At 39.4% G+C, this 19,268-nt stretch carries 2 protein-coding genes and 1 pseudogene; all 3 read left to right on the top strand.

Features of this window, described 5'->3' with window-relative positions; all coding sequences use genetic code 11:
• The first annotated feature begins 622 nt into the window (after positions 1 to 622).
• Positions 623 to 8,986 carry a non-ribosomal peptide synthetase gene (locus VL20_RS22880; RefSeq protein ID WP_052277918.1) on the top strand — a complete coding sequence of 2,788 codons (8,364 nt, stop codon included), beginning with the start codon at positions 623 to 625 and terminating at the stop codon, positions 8,984 to 8,986.
• A 15-nt stretch (positions 8,987 to 9,001) separates the two neighbouring features.
• Entirely contained in the window at positions 9,002 to 15,382 is a 6,381-nt protein-coding gene (locus tag VL20_RS22875; RefSeq protein ID WP_052277917.1) for a non-ribosomal peptide synthetase, read from the top strand.
• Positions 15,379 to 19,253, top strand: a pseudogene (locus VL20_RS33905) (non-ribosomal peptide synthetase). Before VL20_RS22875 ends, VL20_RS33905 begins: the two are co-directional and overlap by 4 nt.
• The last annotated feature ends 15 nt before the right edge of the window (positions 19,254 to 19,268 follow it).

Here is a 19,268-nt window from a genome sequence, read left to right as displayed (position 1 = left end):
TTGAGACTTTCGCCAAAAGATAACGAGGGAATTTGGTTTTTGCCGAGTAAGTCGATTAATTTGATGGCTCACAGTGAGGAAATTTTTCCCCCACCTCACTTAAATTTCAACCTCGTTGTCACCCCTTCAGCTATTACGACCAGACATCTAATCGTACCTGACCAAGGTAGTAATTGTCAATAGACATCTGCAATAAACGTTTATGGGGTGTGGCATCCTAAGCTCTGCTCTGCTGGTTTCGCGCAATCATATCTTTAAATGTCACACTTTCTGCACTTCTTAATATTCAATTAATAATTTTTACTAATTTATTGGGTTCAGTGGTTTCTACAGTGAAGATTTTTTGTCAAAACATCCCAGGGAATGTAAAAATTTGTAAAAGTATATGGAGATGTGCAGAATGTCGGTTAGTATGCTACAATGTCGAGGCTCAGAACAATTTTGAAGAAGCGACAGAAACCCTGACCTTAGCCGTAGTCGGGTTTCCTGTAGTTCAAATAGCAATAATCCCACTCGTCAGAGACAGGAATTATCGCTTTAAGGGAACGGGGAAAAAAGCATTGTACCCCATGACTCTGAATACCGCCATCAACCACTATTTAGGGAAAAAGTTAGAACAGCAATGGAAGCACATCTGGTTTCAATAGATTACCAAATTCGGCAACTTCAAGAAATAGATCCAGTAACTACTCTATTTGGTAATGTAAGTCAGAATAAAACCGGGGAGCAGGATAGCGTTCTTGAGGTCATCTCTACAGATTTACAGGAAAAAACTAACAGTTTAACGGCAAATAATTTTGTTAATAATTTAGCATTTCATCTGGCTGTTGTTCAAGTTTTAATGTTTAAATACACTGCTCAAGTCGAGTTTGCCACGGCTACAGCAGCTTTGAATACAAAAACATTAGATAGCCTGATATTTTGCCGGTTCAATCAACATAATTTTAGTTCATTTAAAGATTTACTAAGGATCATTCGTAAAGATTTACAAGAAGGCTATCGCCATCAAAACTATACGCTGGATAGTTTGGTCAAAACCTTGGCAGCAAGAGGAGGAAATCTAGAGAACATTTTTGACGTTGCTGTGATTAAAGAAGGACTGTGTGCGGACATTTCTTCGTTAAATCGGTTTCAATTAGTTTTTACCATAGAAGCGGATGATAGTGGTGTTTCTGTCACTTTTATTAAAGATAAATTTCCCAGGGATTTTGTCGAGAGAATGCTAGGACATTACCTAGAAATCTTAGAAATGGTGACGAGTAATCCCGATATAGATTTGTCAGAAATTGATATATTAACGACCGAAGAACGAGAACAATTACTGAGAGATTGGAATGATACGGCCATTGAATATCCTGAAAAGCAATGGATTCATCAGCTATTTGAAGAGCAAGCCAAACTTTACCCTGAGAGAGAGGCGGTCATTTTTGAAAATCAAGAATTAACTTATCAAGAATTAAATGAAAAAGCCAATCAACTTGGTCATTACCTACAAAAATTAGGAGTAAAACCAGAGGAATTAGTAGGAATTTATCTAGAGCGTTCCTTAGAAATGGTAGTAGGATTATTAGCTGTTTTGAAGGCCGGAGGAGCTTACGTTCCCTTAGATCCTAATTATCCTCAAGAACGCCTAAGTTATCTATTAGAAGATACTGGGGTAAAAGTTATTATTACTGGGGAATCGCTGCGGGGATTGTTGGACGAATACCGAGGAATTGTTGTTGCTTTGGATACAGATTGGTCAGCAATTTCTCAAGAAAGTCAGAACAATTGTGACAGTGGTGTAACTGGGGAAAATTTAGCTTATGTTATCTACACTTCCGGTTCCACAGGTAAACCTAAGGGCGTGATGAATAATCATAAGGGGATTAGGAATCGTTTGTTGTGGATGCAGGATACTTATCAGTTAACTAAGAGTGATTGCATTTTACAAAAAACCCCTTTTAGTTTCGATGTTTCAGTGTGGGAATTCTTTTGGCCTTTATTAGCGGGTGCAACCCTAGTGGTAGCAAAACCCGAAGGTCATAAAGATAGTACCTATTTAATACAATTGATCCAAAAGCAGCAAATCACTACCCTTCATTTTGTCCCCTCCATGTTGCGGGTGTTTCTGCAAGAACCAGAGCTAAAAGGATGTAGTTCTCTCAAGCGGGTTTTCTGTAGTGGAGAAGCTTTGTCATTAGACTTAACACAACGCTTTTTTGAGCATTTTGACTGTGAACTTCACAACCTCTATGGTCCGACTGAGGCGGCGATTGATGTGACTTACTGGCCTTGTTTGCCGGAGAGTCAAAAAGCCATAGTGAGTATTGGCCGACCGATTGCCAATACTCAGATTTATATTCTTAATCCGCACTTACAACCAGTTCCTATAGGGATTGTGGGAGAATTACATATTGGTGGGATAGGTTTAGCTCGTGGATATCTCAATCGTCCCGAATTGACGGCCGAGAAATTTATCCCTAATCCTTTTGCTAAGGTGGAAGCAGGAATAGGGGGAGAAATTAGGGCAAAATTATATAAAACGGGAGATTTAGCCCGGTATTTACCCGATGGAAATATTGAGTTTTTAGGGCGGATTGACCATCAAGTTAAGATTCGAGGTTTCCGGATTGAGTTGGGGGAAATTGAAGCTATACTCAGTCAACATCCAGCAGTTGAGCAAGCGGTAGTTATTGCATCGGAGACAGAAACAGGGAGTCAAACACTAATTGCTTATGTTGTGGGTCAGTCTCAAGAGGGGGAACTCTTGGCGACTTCAGAAAAAGGGCAATTATTCGATGAGCAAATCGAGCAATGGCAAAGCCTCTATAATCAAATTTACAGCCAAACATCGGCAGATTCTCAGGGTATATTTAATATTGTTGGCTGGAATAGCAGTTACACGGGGGAACCTATCCCTGCCGCCCAGATGCGAGAATGGCTAGATGATAAAGTTAAGGTTATTCTGGCTCAACAACCGAAAAAAGTTCTGGAAATAGGTTGTGGAACCGGGTTAATATTATTCCAAGTTGCTCCCCATTGCCAGTGTTATTGGGGAACCGATATTTCATCCGTTGCCTTAGACCATATTCAGCGAATTAATCAAGAAGGGCCGAAGCTAGAGCAAGTCAGGCTATTGCATAGCACAGCCGATAAATTTGAGGGTTTGGAGTCAGAAGGATTCGATACAATTATCCTTAACTCGGTTGTGCAGTATTTCCCCCATATAGATTACTTACTGCGGGTTTTAGAGGGAGCTATCAAGGTACTAACTCCGGGGGGGTGTATTTTCCTTGGAGATGTGCGAAACTTGCAACTCATGGAAGCTTTTCACGCTGATGTAGAACTTTATAAGGCTAACCCTGAGGATGCGATTAAGGATTTTAAACAGCGAGTACAGAGAAAAATTGAGCAAGAAAATGAATTATTTATTGACCCAGATTTTTTTAGAGCAATTCAGTCCTATTTTCCTCAGATTACTGAAGTCGAGATTCATCTAGAGAGAGGTCAACACCACAACGAATTAACTCAATTCCGTTATAATGTTGTTCTGCGGATTGAAACGATTCTGGATTTTAGCACCGACTTTCCAGAATTAAACTGGACTGAACAGCAGCTGACTTTATCTGAGGTAAGAAATCAACTGGGGAAATCTGAGGGGTTAAGGGTGATAGGTGTCCCTAATTCTCGCTTGTTCAGACCTTTAAAAAGTGTGGAATTGTTCAGAAATTCTCAAGACTTTGGGACGACCGAGGAATTTCAAGCTATTAAATCGGAAATTATCCCAGAAAATGCCGTAGAACCTGAAGATTTTTCGGCTTTAGCTGAGGATTTATCCCTTTCGGTTTGGGTAACTTGGTCGGATACTCCGGACCGTTACGATGTGATTTTTGCCCCGCTGGAAAATTCCCAGAGAAATTACATCGCTTTTACCCCCACCCACACCGCAAAACCTGAATGGCAACTTTATGCAAATCACCCTTTAAGGTCTAAGTTAAACAGTAAACTGATTCCCCAACTGCGGAGTTATCTGCAAAAGCAACTCCCAGAATACATGATACCTCATGCCTTTGTGCAATTGGATGCTATTCCTCTGACAAATAGTGGAAAAATTGACCGTCGCGCCCTACCCTCTCCAAGCTATAACAGTTTAAGGAATTCGGAGAATTTTGTAGCACCTTGTACCCCTCTTGAGGAAATTTTAGCACTGATTTGGGCTGAAGTTTTGGGCATCGAAGAGGTTGGTATTCACGATAATTTTTTTGAACTTGGGGGGGATTCGATTCGGGCAATACAAGTGATCGCTAAGGCGCGACAAATGGGTTTTCATTTTTCCTTACCCCAATTATTGCAACATCAAACCATTCAAGAATTGGCCAATTGCGTTAGCTATGAAATTGATACTTTAGGGACTGAAAAAACGGAAGTTTTTAGTTTAATTTCTCAAGAAGTTCGCCTCAATTTACCGGAGGAAGTGGAGGATGCTTATCCTCTAACTGCTCTACAATTGGGGATGATATTTCATAGTGAATATCAGGGGAATCTATCGGTGTACCATGATGTGTTTACCTATCATATTCGTGCTGATTTTAGTTTTCCAGCTTTACATAGTGCTATTCAGGAGATTGTCCAGCGGCATCCAGTATTACGAACCAGTTTCGCACTCTTTGAATATCAGGAACCCCTACAATTAGTTCATCGACAAATCGATGTTCCTTTAGGATTAGATGACCTAACCCATCTATCTACTTCTGAACAAGATACGGCTATTGATGATTGGATTGAGCGGGAAAAAATCCGCACTTTTGACTGGAATAGTCCTCCTTTATTTCGCTTTCATCTCCATCGCCGCAGTCAGGATAACTTTAACCTAACTTTCAGTTTTCATCACTCTATTTTAGATGGTTGGAGTGTAGCTTCGTTGCTCACAGAATTGTTACAACAGTATCTCTATCTTCTCGACAAAAAAGTTCTCCCTCTCTCTCCAACTCCCGCTCTCAGTTTTAGGGATTTTGTCGCCTTAGAAAAGAAAACTATTCAATCGCCAGAATGCCAGAATTATTGGCAAGAAAAACTCAGAGATGTGACGCTGACCAAACTTCCTCAGTGGTCGAAATCTAATCGAGTTAATCAAGATTGGGATTGGTTCGTTCCTATATCTAGTCAGGTATCTCAGGGATTAAAACAACTCGGTAAACAAGTGGGAGTACCCCTAAAAAGTGTTTTATTGGCGGCTCATTTTCGGGTATTAAGTTTACTGAATAATCAGAGGGATATTGTTACGGGTTTAGTCTCTAATGGACGGTTAGAAGCAGCCGATGGGGAAAAGATATTAGGTTTATTTTTGAATACTTTGCCCCTACGTTTAGAGTTATCTGGAGGCCTTTGGAGCGATTTAGTTAAGCAAGCTTTTGATGTTGAAAGAGAATGCTTATCTTGGCGAAGATATCCCCTCGCTGAGTTACAAAAATCAGGTCAACCTTTGTTTGATACGGCTTTTAATTTTATTCATTTCCATGTTTATCAAGGTATCATCGGGGTGAAAGATTTAGAAGTCTTAGGAGGGAAGTTTTTTAATCAAACTAATTTTACATTGTTAGCTAATTTTAGTCTTCATCCCCTTTCATCTCAAATAGAACTTACCCTTAAATATGATGGGAATTATCTAGGGGAAAAGCAGATGGAGTTAATCGGAGGATACTACGAGAAAACTCTCATCGCTATGGCAACGGAAGGGTTAGAAAGTTATGAAACTTGTTGTTTACTTTCTGAGCAAGAACAACATCAATTATTAAAAGAATGGAATGATACCGAGGTTCACTATCCCGATGGCTGTATTCATCAATTGTTTGAGGAGCAAGTTAAGCGCAGTCCTGACGCAATCGCTATTATTACAGAAAATGAACAATTAACCTACCGTCAATTAAACGAAAAAGCGAATCAATTGGGGCGATATTTGGCGAGAAAAGGGGTAAAATCTGAAGCTTTGGTGGGAATTTGCCTAGAACGAACCACTGAGATGGTTATAGGGTTATTAGCCATTCTCAAAGCAGGGGGAGCTTATGTACCTTTAGATCCAGCTTATCCAACTGAACGCCTCAATGTTATCTTAGAAGATGCTCAAGTTTCCTTGTTGCTAACACAAGAAAAATTAGTAGAGAAATTAGGGAATTATCAAGGGAATCTGGTGATATTAGAGGCAGAACAAAAAAATATAGCCCTAGAAAGTACCGAAAACCTCTCTTTACCCGTAAGTTCTAGTAATAGCGCTTATGTGATTTATACCTCCGGTTCAACGGGGAAACCGAAAGGGGTTGTCATTGAGCATCACAGCACCACAACCTTACTGAATTGGTCCAAGGAAGTCTTTAGCAGTGAGGAATTAGCGGGGGTTTTGGGTTCTACTTCTATTTGTTTTGATTTGTCAGTATTTGAACTATTTTTGCCCTTAGCTGTGGGGGGTAAGATTATTCTGGCCCAGAATGTTCTAGATTTGCCTAGTTTAAGTGCAGCCAAAGAGGTAACATTAATTAATACCGTACCTACAGCGGTCGCCCAACTACTGGAAATTGAGGCGATACCTGAGACTGTGCGAACGGTAAACCTCGCCGGAGAAGCTTTGTCTAATCAATTAGTCCAGAAGCTTTACCAGCAGGAAAACATTAAGAATGTTTATAATCTCTACGGTCCTTCAGAAGATACCACTTATTCCACTTTTAGCTTAGTGCCGAAAGGACACCATGGACAACCGAGTATCGGCCGGCCTATTGCCAATACTCAAGTTTATATTCTGGACTCTTTTAAACAACCGGTTCCTTTAGGAACTATTGGTGATTTATATATCGGGGGTGAAGGGTTAGCTCGATGTTATCTGAATCAACCTGAATTAACCGCCGAGAAATTTATCGCCAATCCGTTTAGTAATGAACCCAATGCCAAACTCTATAAAACAGGAGATTTAGCCCGATATTTACCCGATGGAAATATTGATTTTTTGGGGCGGGGTGATAATCAGGTAAAATTGCGGGGTTTCCGCATTGAATTAGGAGAAATTGAGGCAACTCTAGGGACTTATCCCCAAGTTAAGCAAAAGGTGGTGAAGGTTTGGGAAGACTCCTATCGGAATAAGAGGTTAGTCGCTTATCTAGTAGGAGAAAATGGCCCGATAAATACTGAGGATTTGCGTCGTTTCTTGGGACAGAAATTGCCAGAGTATATGATTCCGGCTCTTTTTGTCTCCTTAGAAGCTCTCCCGCTGACTCCTAATGGAAAAATTGACCGTTCCAGATTACCCATCCCTGAGATACCTTCCACATCTGAGCAGGATTTTGTTCCTCCTCATACTCAGAAAGAAAAGATTTTGGCTAGTATTTGGCAAGATGTTCTCAGCATTAAACAAGTGAGTCGTTATGACCGCTTTTTTGAAGTTGGGGGCGATTCTATTATCAGTATTCAGGTTGTCGCTCGCGCTCGTCAAGCCGGGTTGAAGATTACCCCTAAACAGATATTTGAATATCCTACTCTTGCGGAACTGGCTACAGTTGCCGATTATTCCACAGCCGAATTAGCTAAACAGGGTTTAGTGACGGGTATTGTGCCTCTCACTCCCATTCAACTGTGGTTTTTTGAGCAAAATCGCGCTGAAATGCACCACTTTAATCAGTCTGTCCTCTTAGAAGTTCCCCGTCACCTGAAAGCTGATTTGTTAGCTCAATCTCTGAGAAAATTAATTGAACATCATGACGCTTTGCGGTTACGGTTTACTGTGGAGGAAGGACAATGGCAACAAGTTAATGAAGGAATGCCGGAGGAAGTACCTTTTGAAGTGATTGATTTGTCTTCGATTCCTCAATCTCAGCAAGGGGAAACTCTCTTAGCAATGGCAACAACTCAACAGGCAAGTTTAAATCTCTCTAGTGGACTATTAATCAAGGCGGTGCTATTTGAATTAGCACCCTATCAACCCAGTCGGTTACTGATTATTATTCATCACTTGGGGGTTGATGGTGTATCTTGGCGAATTTTGTTAGAAGATTTATTGATGACTTACCAACAGCTAGAAAGGGGGGAGAATGTAGAACTTCCACCTAAAACCATAGCCTTTCAGGATTGGGCGCTTCTCTTGAGGGATTATGGACAAGGGCAAAAAGCGAAAGAGCCATTAGACTATTGGTTAACTCAACCTTGGTTAGAGGCGAGAAATTTACCTGTAGATGACGAGGCTGGAAAACCATACAATACAGTAGCGACGGCAAATGATGTCACGGTGACTCTAGATGAAGAACAAACCCGCACCCTCTTGCAAAAAGTCCCCGCTGCCTATAACACTCAAATTAATGAGGTTTTGTTAACCGCTTTAGCAGAAACTTTGACACAATGGACAGAAAATTTGACCATATCTCTTGATTTAGAAGGACACGGACGAGAAGATTTGTTCAGTGAGGTTGACTTATCGAGGACGGTAGGTTGGTTTACCAGTCTTTTTCCGGTTATTTTGCGACTCCCCCCCGAAAATCACCCCGGTGAGCGGCTCAAATCTATTAAAGAACAGTTACGAGCTATTCCTCACAGGGGAATTGGCTATGGAATTTCGCGATATTTGAGTGATGATGCTGATATTAAGTCTCAATTAGCTGAAATTCCTGCCAGAGAAGTTTTGTTTAATTATTTAGGTCAATTTGAGCAAGGACAATTGCAAAAAGGGGATTGGAAATTAGCGGATGAGTCTAAGGGGCCTAATCACAGTCTTAAGGGACATCGTAGTCATTTATTAGAGATTACGGCCAGAGTTATCGAGGGACAGTTACAAGTAAACTGGACTTATAGCGATCTCATCTATGAACGTTCGACGGTAGAATATTTAGGGCGCAGCTATAAAGAAGCTTTGCTGAAATTGATTGAGCATTGTTTATCTCCTGATGCTGGGGGTTACACTCCCTCAGATTTTCCAGTAGCGCACTTGAATCAACAGGAATTAGACGATATTCTGGCAGAAATTGACTAATAAGGAGAATCTTTCATGGCAGACACAAAAAATCAACCCGCCAAAAATGTGGAGTCTATTTATCCTCTTTCCCCCATGCAGGAAGGGATGCTCTTTCATAGTCTTTATACTCCTGATTCAGGGATTTATTGTAGTCAAACTCTAATTACTCTGGAGGGAGAAATTAACCTTACAGTTTTTAGGCAAGCGTGGGAAAAAGTTGTAGAGCGTCACTCGGTATTAAGGACTCTATTTCTCTGGGAAAAACGGGAAAAACCTCTGCAAATTGTGCGAAAAAAGGTTGATTTGCCTTGGGATTATCAGGATTGGCGCAATCTTTCCCCCACAGAGCAACAACAACGTTTAGATTTATTGTTACAAACAGAGCGTCAACAAGGGTTTGAATTCAAAGTTGCTCCTTTAATGCGCTGCTTGATGATTCAACTATCGGACCAAACTTATAAATTCCTCTGCAATCATCATCATATTATTCTGGATGGTTGGAGTATGCCTATTATTTATCAAGAAGTTTTAGGGTTTTATGAGGCAGGTATTCAAGGGAAAAGTTATCATCTTCCTTTGCCGCGTCCTTATCAAGATTATATTGTTTGGTTACAGGAGCAAAACCCATCTATTGCTGAGAGTTTTTGGCAGCGAACTCTTGAAGGGTTTATGACTCCCACCCCCCTGAGGGTGGACAGACTCCAGTTAATGAAATCTGAAGGTAAGCCGACTTATAAAGAGTATAACTGTCATTTATCGGCTTCTCACTCCAAAGACCTGCAATCTTTGGCGCAAAAGCATAATCTGACCTTATCTACTCTAGTACAGGCCGCTTGGGCGATTCTTCTCAGTCGCTATAGTGGGGAGTCAGAAGTTTTATTTGGGGTTACGGTTTCTGGTCGCCCTCATGATTTATCAGGGGTAGAACATAGGGTAGGATTATTTATTAATACATTGCCGCTGCGAGTCTCCATCAGAGAATCAGATTTATTGCTATCTTGGTTACAGGAATTACAGCAAAGGCAAGCAGAAATTCAGGATTATGCTTATGTTTCTCTGGCTGAAATACAGAGATTAAGTGATATTCCACCGGGGGTTCCCCTGTTTGAGAGTTTGGTCGTTTTTGAGAATTATCCCAGAGAAGCGTTATCGAGAGATTCTCGTCAATCCTTAAGGGTTAAGGATGTGGAGAATTTTGAGGAAACTAATTATCCTTTGACGGTGGTTGCTATTCCTAGACAAGAGTTACTGATTCAGTTAATCTATGATACTAGCCGTTTTACTCAGGATACGATTGAACGGATGGCAGGACATTTACAGACTATTTTAACAGGAATTGTTACTGATCCTCGGCAACGGGTAACACAATTACCTATATTGACAACCCAAGAGCAACATCAGTTATTAGTAGAGTGGAACAATACGGAGGCTGATTATCCTTTAGATAAGTCTTTACATCAATTATTTGAAGAACAAGCTGCACGGAATCCGCAGGGAATAGCGGTTATTTTTGAAGACCAAAAATTAACCTATCAACAGTTAAATAACTGGGGCAATCAGTTAGCTCACTGTTTACGAGATAAGGGTGTAGGTCCAGAAAGTTTGGTCGGGATTTTTATGGAGCGTTCCCTAGAGATGGTCATCGGTTTATTAGGGATATTAAAAGCCGGGGGAGCTTATGTACCTTTAGAGCCGGATTATCCTACCGAGCGCTTGGGGGATATCCTCTCAGATTCGGGTGTTTCTTTGGTGTTAACTCAGGAATCTTTAGGGGATTTTCTTCCCCAAACTGGGGCCGAGTTACTGTGTTTAGATAGGGATTGGGAAAAGATAGCTACCTATAGTCCAGAAAATCCCTTCAATCTAACGACTCCTGAGAATTTAGCCTATGTTATTTATACATCAGGTTCAACGGGAAAACCCAAAGGCGTGATGAATATTCATAGAGGAATTTGTAATACTCTGACATCTGCTATTGGTCATTATAATATTACCTCTGAAGACCGCATTCTCCAAATTATTTCCTTGAGTTTTGATGGTTCAGTCTTGGAAATTTTTTCGTCTTTAATATCTGGTGCTTCTCTAGTCGTGGCTAAACCTGACGGGTATAAAGATATAGATTATTTAATAGATTTAATTGTGCAAGAACAAGTAACTTATTTCACTTGTGTTCCCTCAATATTGCGAGTTTTTCTGCAACATCCCAAGAGCAAAGATTGCCACTGTTTAAAACGAGTAATTGTCGGGGGAGAAGCCTTATCTTATGAACTCAATCAACGATTTTTTCAGCAGTTAAACTGTGAATTATATAACGCTTATGGACCAACAGAAGTAGCGGTTGAGACTACTATCTGGTGCTGTCAGCCAAATTCCCAAATTTCTATTGGAACTCCCATTGCTAATGCCCAAGTTTATATCCTCGACAGTTATCTCCAACCGGTTCCTATTGGTGTTGCTGGAGAATTACATATTGGTGGAATGGGTTTAGCGCGTGGATATCTCAATCGTCTGGAATTAACTCAAGAAAAATTTATTTCTAACCCTTTTGCTGAGGGGAAATTATATAAAACGGGGGATTTAGCTCGCTATCTTCCTGACGGCAATATTGAATATTTAGGGCGGATTGATAATCAAGTCAAGCTGAGAGGTTTACGCATTGAATTAGGAGAAATTCAGACAGTTTTAGAAACTCATCCCAACGTTGAACAAACTGTTGTGATTATGCGGGAAGATAGCTTATATAATCAACGGTTAGTTGCTTATGTAATCAGAAAAAATTCTTTATTAACTCCTCAGGATCTGCGTCGTTTCTTACAGCAGCAACTCCCCGCTTATATGGTGCCTTCTGCCTTTGTCATCTTGTCGGATTTTCCCTTAAATAACAATGGCAAGATAGACAGGAAAAAATTACCCGTCCCCGATGAGACATCAATTATTGAATCTGCTTATATAGCCCCAAGAAATGAAAAAGAAAGCCTCTTAGCTCAGATTTGGCAAGATGTTCTTCAGGTATCCAAAATAGGGGTTAGTGACAACTTCTTTGAGTTGGGAGGACATAGCTTAAAAGCTATTTCTCTAGTGAGTAAAATTCAGGAAAAGTTAGGGCAATCTTTGCCCATTAAACAAGTATTTGCTCATCCTACCATTGCTGAACAAGCAGCATTATTAAGCACTGTTACCCCTCTGACGGTAGCCACTATTCCCCTTGTATCTGCACAAGAAACCTACGAAACATCCCATGCTCAGAGACGTTTCTATGTCTTGCAACAGATGGATCTCAATAATGTAGCTTATCATATTGTTTCCACTCTCAAAATAGCAGGAGATTTTAGCCCAGATGTCTTTGAAAAAGCCATACAATTATTGATTTCCCGTCATGAATCCCTGCGGACATCTTTCATTTTAATTAACGGAGAACCACAACAGAAAATCTTGCAAAATCGTCCTTTTGATTGGGAATTTAAAGACTGGACAAATAAACCTGATGAAGAAATCCTAGAAACGATTGCAAAAGAGAGAAAACCGTTTGACTTAGAGAAAAGTCCCCTGGTGCGCTCTAAGATTTATAAACTATCTCCGAATGAATATATTTTAGAGTTAGAAATTCATCATATTATCTGTGATGGTTGGTCAATGAGTTTGTTAGCTAAAGAATGCTTACAATACTACTCTGATTTAGCCAAAGGATTACAGCCTAGTATAGAGCCATTGCCGATACAATATAAAGATTATGCAGGATGGCAAAATAATCTTTTAAGAAGCGAAAATAATTCAAAAAACCTAGATTACTGGCGGCAAAAACTGGACAATGGACAACTGACCAGAGTTCACTTACCGACAGACTTTAAACGTCCCCAAATAAAGACGTTTAAGGGTTCTCATTTAAGCTGGACATTTGACCGAGAAACGATTTCTAAATTAAGAAAAATTTGTCAAGAAAACGAAATCACCCTATTCATGGCATTGGTAGCGGCTGTCAAAATATTACTGTATCGCTACAGTGGTCAACATGATATTACTATTGGTACAGAAATCGCTACCAGAAGCCATCCTCAACTGCAATCTCTAATCGGTTTATTTCTCAATACCTTAGTTATTCGTGACCAAATTGAACCCGAAAAAGGCTACAAAAATCTACTCGCAAAGGTTCGTCAAACCGTTACCGAAGCCTTAGAACATTCCGATTATCCCTTTGATATTTTAGTAGAAAAATTAGCTGTTTCTAGAGAAATTAACCGCACTCCCTTGTTTGATATATTAGTCCTTCTGCAAAATTTTGATCAACCTGTAGGCTTGGAAAATATACAAATAAAATCTCTAGATTCCCTGACCCCGACCAGTAAGTTTGATCTATCTTTTGTGTTTAGTGAAGATCAGGAAAAACTCAGATTAGAGCTAATTTATAACACCGACTTATTCCAAGAGGAGAGGATGAAAAAATGTCTCATTCACTTCGATAAACTCTTGAATGAAATGCTATCTAACCCCGCCCAACCCGTCAAAGACATTTCTTTGTTATCGGCAGCAGAAACCGCTTTTATTGCCAATTTTATCAATCCTATTCCTCGCTTAGAAACCCGTACTATTATCCACGATTTTATTGACCAAGTTGCAGCCAAACCAGAGAAAACATCGATTATTTATCCAGGGGGTAAATTTAGCTATCAAGAATTACATGAACTAACTAACTTTTGGGCTTATGCCTTAAAAGAATTAGGCGTGGAAAAAGATAAGGTTTGTGGTGTTCTCCTAGAAGGAGATTATCGTCAGTTAATCGCTATGCTGGCAGTATTTAAAGCCGGAGGAATCTATTTACCTCTACGTTTAGATGAACCCGAGGAGCGCCGGCAACGCATGATGATTAAAACTAGCCCCGAAATTATCTTAGTTGCGGCTGAGAATTTAGAGGGGATTAAACCCCAACTATCCGCATTAGAAAAACCGCCTCATATCTTAGTGGTTAAGGCTCATAAAATTCAGCAATATCATCAGTGGAATGGCATGGATTATCAAGAGTTTCCTTGCCAATTAAGCAAACTGCAACCCCTTCTAGCTATGCCGGATGCTGATGATTCTAATTATATTATGTTTACTTCTGGCTCAACCGGTGAACCTAAAGCAATTTTAGGCAGTCACGGCAGCTTACGTCATTTCATTGATTGGGAAAAACGGGAATTTGGCATTAATGAAAGTTGGCGCTGTTTACAAATTGCTCAAATTAATTTTGATGCTTATTTGAGGGAAACCTGTGTGACTTTATGCTCAGGGGGAACTCTGTATATTCCAGAGAGTACAGAGCGAGAAGACTTAGAGCTTTTATTACTGCGAATAGGAGAATGGGAAATCAATTTACTACACACTGTCCCCTCGGTAATGCGTCTGTTTTTAAAGATAGGGCGTGGTTTAGTTAATGCACATAATCTCCTGAAAAGTTTGCGAATTTTTGTCTTAGGAGGAGAGCCTTTATTTGTGAAAGAACTGGCTGAATGGCATCAAATTTTTGGCTCTCAGACAGAATTTGTGAATATTTATGGGGCAAGTGAAACTACATTTGTTAAGCATTTTTATCGAATTCCTAACCCTAATAATATTCCCTATGAACGGGTTCCGGGTGGTCAAACTTTGCCAGATGCCGCTTATGCAGTGGTTGATGGAAATCGCGCCAGGGCAATAGGAGAAGTAGGAGAAGTGTTCGTTAAATCCCCCTATTTAACCAAAGGTTATTATCAAGATGAAAGCTTAACTCATTCAGTTTTTGTGCCTAATCCTTTGAATGGGGGGAGGGATATAGTTTATCGTACTGGAGACTTAGGCAGACTGCTTCCTGATCTAACTTTAGAAGTAATAGGACGCAGTGACAATCAAATTAAATTAAATGGGGTACGGATTGAATTAGGAGAGATTGAAGATGTCCTCAGTGGGATTGAGGGAGTAGAAAAAGCTTTAGTTATAGCTAATAAAAAGGAGGAATTAGTAACCGTAATTGCTTATTATCAGGCAGAGGATACAGTTCATCAGGAATATATTCGAGGTAAATTAAAGCAACTCTTACCGATTTATATGCAGCCTAGCTTTTTAATGCGGTTAGAAGCTTTTCCCTTGTTACCCAATGGAAAAATTCATCGTCTAGCTTTGCCAAAACCCGAAGAAAATATTACTGACTCAACTAACCAAGTCCCAGATTTTAATCCACAAGAAGCTTTATTAGCTTCCCTTTGGGGTGAGTTATTAGAAGCAGAAGTTAGTAACAGTAATCAGTCATTTTTTGAACTAGGAGGAAACAGTCTAAAGGCGATGCGCTTAGTGTCACAAATCCGTAATCAATTTGGAGTTTCTCTCCGATTACGGGAAATTTTTACCCATAATACTTTAAAAGAACAAGCTGTATTAATTCAATCCCGACAAAAACGATGATCAACTTACCACAATCTGACTCAATTAACCCACTGGAAAAACAAAAATATTACCAAGTCTCTCACGGTCAAAGAAGGCTTTGGATTTTGCAGCATATCAGCGAATCTTCTAGTGCTTATAATATTAGGCTTGCCATGAGAATTAATGGCAAGTTAGATGTTTCTATATTAACAGCAGCCTTTCAAGAACTGGTGAACCGTCATGAAATTCTCAGAACCACTTTTACCAGTGTTGGGGGCAATATTAAGCAAGTTATTCATGAGGAAATACCCACAGAACAGTTAATCATTTTTAAAGATTTAAGAGGAGAAAAAGATGCTGAACTCTTGGCAGATGATTTAATTCAAGAGTCGGCAAATTTACCTTTTAGTTTAGAAAAGCTGCCCCTTATTCGAGTCTTATTGGTGCAGATTAATTCAGAAGAATTTATCTTTGGTTTGACTGTCCATCATATTATTGGAGATGCACAATCACTTGATATTATCTTTCAAGAGTTCTTTATATTATACTCTGCTTATACTCAACAAAAAAAAGCTGAATTACCCCCTCTTACCCTACAGTATAAAGATTATGCGGCCTGGCAAAATCAGTGGTTAGAAAGTGAAGAAGTTAGAGAACAACATGAGTATTGGTGTGAGGTTTTTGCCGAACATCCCCCTATCTTAAACTTACCGATAGACTTCCCTCGACCTCAAGTAAAATCTTCTCAAGCGGCTTCCTACACTTATCAATTTAGTGAGAGTCTTAGCCAACAATTACAAACCTTTGCCACTCAAAATAATACGACTCTATTTATTACCCTACTGACCTTCTTTAAAATATTACTCTACCGCCACACCGGCCAGCGTGATTTAGTAGTTGGTATCCCTATTTCAGCACGAAATCATCCTGATTTAGAAAACCAGATCGGGTTTTATGTTAACACCTTGGCTTTGAGATCTTTATTACCAGAGGGAGTAACTTTTAAGCAAGTCTTAGGGGAAGTAACTAACACCTGTCTTGATGCTTATGAATATCGTGATTATCCTTTTGATAAATTAGTATCCGCTCTCAATTTAGAACGTGATTTGTCCAGAAATCCCTTATTTGATGTCATGTTTTCTCTACTGGGTAAAGAAAGCAAAACTGTCTTAAAAATTCCTGGTTTGGAACATCAACCTTATCCCTTAAAACCACGCATGGCTCAATTTGATATGACTTGGAGCTTCTTTGAAGATAGTCATAATCTTACATTAGTGATCGAATATGAGCCAGATTTATTTTTGCCTGAAACCATCGCCAGAATGAACGGTCACTTTTTACAAATTATTAAAAGTGTAATTCAGAATCCCGATTGTAAATTATCTGAGATTAATTTATTAACCCCTGAAGAACAGCATCAATTACTAATAGAGTGGAATCAAACCGAAGTCGCTTATTCTCAACAGTGTTTGCACCAGTTATTTGAAGAAAAAGTTAGAGATAATCCCGAGGCAATAGCTCTTATTTTTGACGGCGAAAAATTGACCTATCGAGAGTTAAATAATCGAGCTAATCAAGTCGGTCACTATTTAAAAGAAAAAGGCGTAACTTCAGAAGTATTAGTGGGGATTTTTATTGAGCGTTCTTTTGAGATGATCATCGGAATATTGGGAATTATTAAAGCCGGGGGAGCTTATGTTCCTTTGGATCCTAATTATCCCCTGAGCGCTTGGATTATATGATATCTGATTCGGCGATTTCTCTGTTGTTAACTCAGCAATCTTTAGTTCAATTTCTGCCCGAAAATCAAGCCGAAATACTGTGTTTAGATACAGATTGGTTAAAGATAGCTAATTATAGTCAAGAGAATTTGACCTCTCCAGTTAAACCAGAAAATTTAGCTTATGTTATATACACTTCGGGTTCAACAGGAAAACCTAAAGGTGTGATGAATATTCATCAAGGAATTTGCAATACTCTAAAATACAATATTGACAATTATAATCTTAACTCTGAAGATCGCATTCTCCAAATTACTCCCTTTAGTTTTGATGTTTCAGTTTGGGAAGTTTTCTCATCTTTAACATCTGGTGCTACCCTAGTCGTGGCTAAACCTGACGGGTATAAAGATATAGATTATTTAATAGATTTAATTGTGCAAGAACAGGTAACTTATTTCACTTGTGTTCCCTCAATATTGCGAGTTTTTCTGCAACATCCCAAGAGCAAAGATTGCCACTGTTTAAAACGAGTAATTGCCGGGGGAGAAGCCTTATCTTATGAACTCAATCAACGATTTTTTCAGCAGTTAAACTGTGAATTATATAACGCTTATGGACCAACAGAAGCCGCCGTTGATGCTACTGTCTGGTGCTGTCAGCCAAATTCCCAGTTAATTCCTATTGGACGTCCCATTGCTAATGCCCAAGTTTATATCCTCGACAGTTATCTCCAACCGGTTCCTATTGGTGTTGCTGGAGAATTACATATTGGTGGAATGGGTTTAGCGCGTGGATACCTCAACCAACCTGAATTAACGGCTGAAAAATTTATTCCTCATCCTTTTGCTCAGGGGAAATTATATAAAACCGGGGATTTAGCTCGCTATCTTCCTGATGGAAACATTGAATATTTAGGACGGATTGATAATCAAGTCAAGCTGAGAGGTTTACGCATTGAATTAGGAGAAATTCAGACAGTTTTAGAAACTCATCCCAACGTTGAACAAACTGTTGTGATTATGCGGGAAGATACCTTATATAATCAACGGTTAGTTGCTTATGTAATCAGAAAAGATACTTTATTAACTTCCCAGGATTTGCGTCGTTTCTTACAGCAGAAATTACCCGTTTACATGATCCCTTCTGCCTTTGTCATGTTGTCGGATTTTCCCTTAAATCCTAATGGGAAAATAGACGTTCATAAATTGCCTATACCGGATGAGACTTCTCTAGTTGAATCACCCTATTTAGCCCCCCGCAATTCAACGGAAACTATCTTAGTAAGCCTTTGGCAACAACTTCTACAAGCTGGCAAGATAGGGGTTAATGATAACTTCTTTGAGTTGGGGGGTCATTCCTTACAAGCTATGAATCTTATGGCTTTAATTTATGAAAAAATGGCCATAGAAATTCCTTTATCAATGATTTATGAAAAGCCAACAGTAGCCGAATTAAGCGATTATATTATCTATGCTCAAGAGATGAATATTCAACCGAAAGAACGCCCTTATGTGGTGTTTAATAAGGAGCAAGAAAAGGCCGTCTTTTTATTTCCCCCCGCCCTTGGTTTCGCTGCTGCTTATGCCAATTTAGCAGAGTATCTAACGAATTATGCTATTTATACTTTCCGGTATATTAGCGATGAATTAATGTTAGAAAAATACGCTGAATTAATTGAGGATTTGGCTCAGAATCAAGATATAAAATTAATGGGACATTCCGCCGGCGGATTTTTAGCGATGTTAATGGCGCAACAATTAGAAAGTCGAGGGAGAGTTGTTTCTGATGTCATTTTACTGGATACTTACAGAGGAGGACGTGAGGCTAAAAAAGCTGATATGTCAGAGATTCAAGAAGGGGTTGATGCTTTCTTATTAAATCCCAAACGTCAGGAATTAAGAGGTTACTTTTTAGAGAATCAAAAACTCCGCAATCGCACTTATAATCAAGTGTGGGAATACTTTAATTTTCTTTGGAATTCTGACTTAAAAAATGTACAAATTCAAGGGACTATTCATTTGATTCGTGCTGAGGGAAACTATGAAGCTCAAGATGATTGGACACAAGCAACAAAAGGGGAAAGAATCAATCATTATGCCACTGGTATTCATCGTGAAATGATTGATCCTCCTTATCTTCCCAAAAACGCTCTGATTATTAATAGTATTCTCAACCCAAAACAGTCGTAACCGTTGAGGGGGGGG

This window comes from Microcystis panniformis FACHB-1757, from assembly GCF_001264245.1.
GTDB lineage: Bacteria > Cyanobacteriota > Cyanobacteriia > Cyanobacteriales > Microcystaceae > Microcystis > Microcystis panniformis.
Note: the sequence above shows the minus strand (reverse complement) of the source record. Positions and strands in the feature narration are given on the sequence as shown.